This is a genomic window from Polaromonas sp., from assembly GCF_041689105.1.
Classification (GTDB): domain Bacteria; phylum Pseudomonadota; class Gammaproteobacteria; order Burkholderiales; family Burkholderiaceae_C; genus Polaromonas.
The window spans coordinates 1-1,712 of record NZ_JBDNGU010000120.1; the positions used below are offsets into that span (position 1 = coordinate 1).

Annotated in this window: 3 protein-coding genes; 1 reads left to right on the plus strand and 2 read right to left on the minus strand. The window is 54.6% G+C overall.

Annotation, left to right across the window (positions count from 1 at the left end; translation table 11 throughout):
• Window positions 1-144: 144 nt before the first annotated feature.
• Both ACESMT_RS13405 and ACESMT_RS13410 read right to left on the minus strand, forming a co-directional pair.
• The gene (locus tag ACESMT_RS13405; RefSeq protein WP_372827096.1) at window positions 145-801 is read right to left on the minus strand and encodes a cupin domain-containing protein; all 657 of its coding nucleotides are present in this window, start codon (window positions 799-801) and stop codon (window positions 145-147) included.
• 240 nt (window positions 802-1,041) lie between these two features.
• The gene (locus tag ACESMT_RS13410) at window positions 1,042-1,218 is read right to left on the minus strand and encodes a hypothetical protein (protein WP_372827097.1); all 177 of its coding nucleotides are present in this window, start codon (window positions 1,216-1,218) and stop codon (window positions 1,042-1,044) included.
• Window positions 1,219-1,240: 22 nt separating this feature from the next.
• Here ACESMT_RS13410 and ACESMT_RS13415 point away from each other — a divergent pair, with 22 nt between their 5' ends.
• A complete protein-coding gene (locus ACESMT_RS13415) occupies window positions 1,241-1,573 on the plus strand; it encodes a DUF2237 family protein (protein WP_372827098.1) in 333 nt (110 codons plus the stop codon).
• The last annotated feature ends 139 nt before the right edge of the window (window positions 1,574-1,712 follow it).

The following is a 1,712-nucleotide window of genomic DNA, read 5'->3' on the forward strand; positions in this document are numbered from 1 at the left end:
ATCGGGGATTGCTTGAACACGAAGTCGCCGCGTGGCAACGCGATCAAAATGAGTCCCGGAAAACCATTGAGTGGACGTTCCCACGGCAAGATGCAGATCGAAAGCTAGGGCATCATTATGTTTCGAATCTTGCGTGTTGATATACTAGTTGTCCAACAAATGTCCAGTTTTCACGAAGATCGTGCAGCCTTCTTCACTGAAAGGTTTGTGCATGCTCATGTGCGGACTTCTAATCCATGAGCCGCTCGGGTAGCGCCCGTACTCATCTTCAAAAACGCCATCCACAACAAAAATCTCTTCACCGCCAAAATGCCTGTGTGGGTTGAAGTAAGTTTGTGGCGCCCATCGAACCAGCGTGGAGCCCAGACCTTGCCTCATTAATGGCATCACGGTGAGGCCCGGCACCATTCCCTGGTACCAGTCTGCAGTTCGGGTGTCGATGACTTCTCTTTGCTGTTGATCAGTACCCAGATGTCTGAGCTTTACAAAAAGAACACAACCAGAATCGCTGCGTGGGGCGTGTGATGAACCGGGAGGGTTCATCATGTAAGTCCCCGCTGGGTACTCTCCGTTTTCGTCACTCAATACGCCTTGGAGCACCAGTATCTCTTCACCAAATTCATGCGTGTGCGACTCGAACCTTGAGCCCGATTGATAACGCACGATCGAAGTGGCTTTCGCAACCTCTCCTCCGATACGATCGAGCATACGGCGCTCTACGCCAGTCTGTGGACTTCCAACCCAATCAAGATCATGATGATCGAGAACAATCCGTTGGCTGTAGTCTTCATTTAAGTTCATTGAATTGCTCCCTGTCGCCGATTACCTTGGTGGACGATTAACCGAATTTTCGGAATTGCTGCTGAAAAATAACTTCGATCATGCAGCCACACTACCCACCAACAGCGCATGCGCTGCCTGGGCCAGGCAGGCCCGGGGGCCGGCCACGCTACTGCTATCAAGGCTTCCAAGGCAAAAAATCAGCGTAGCCCCAACGGACCTCCCCGGGAGGCTGGGGCAGTGCTTACTTGGCGGGGGCGCTCATGGAGCGTCTCTTTGTGCTGCGGCGGCGTCAGGTCTGAGGTGTTCAGGCGCTGGAGCCTCGGGCGCGGCGGAGCGGCACATGGTGGTGCCGTTCCACTGTTGGCCACACCAGCACAGCCCTTCGCCGTTGATGAGGCAGGTGCCGGTTCCGCAGCAGCGTTCGTCTTCGTCCATGGGGTGTCCTGAATAACTGTGTATGAAAATGTCTCTTGCTACTGTGGCGGCTTATGCAGTACGGATTTTGCTGGAAGACGGTCGGTCAGTGTGGGCGCGGGTCTTTTGCACCGGCGCCAAAAAGCGAGTTGGTCATGTCAGCCCTCAATGTTTTATGCACTGCCTTACAGGCTTGGCCTATGCGCTACAGCGAGGAAATGCTCTGGCTACACCCCGGTCCGAATATCGCTTTGTCGGTCTGCGCGCCGACGACCGCTGGTGCCTGCTGTGCATCAACCGTTGGCTGGAGGCACTGCACGCCAGCGTGGCCCCGTCGGGCTATCAGGATGGCTACCCAATCTTAAGGCTACGCTGAACGGAACGTGTCAATGACTTTGCATCACCGTTGAACATATATTTACTGAGCAGGGTGTAGTGTTTCGGTTGGAATTTCGGCTTCGGTTTCCTTTTTTGGTGGTGGATTGATCCACGCGGCGGTGGGAAGTTTGGCAGGC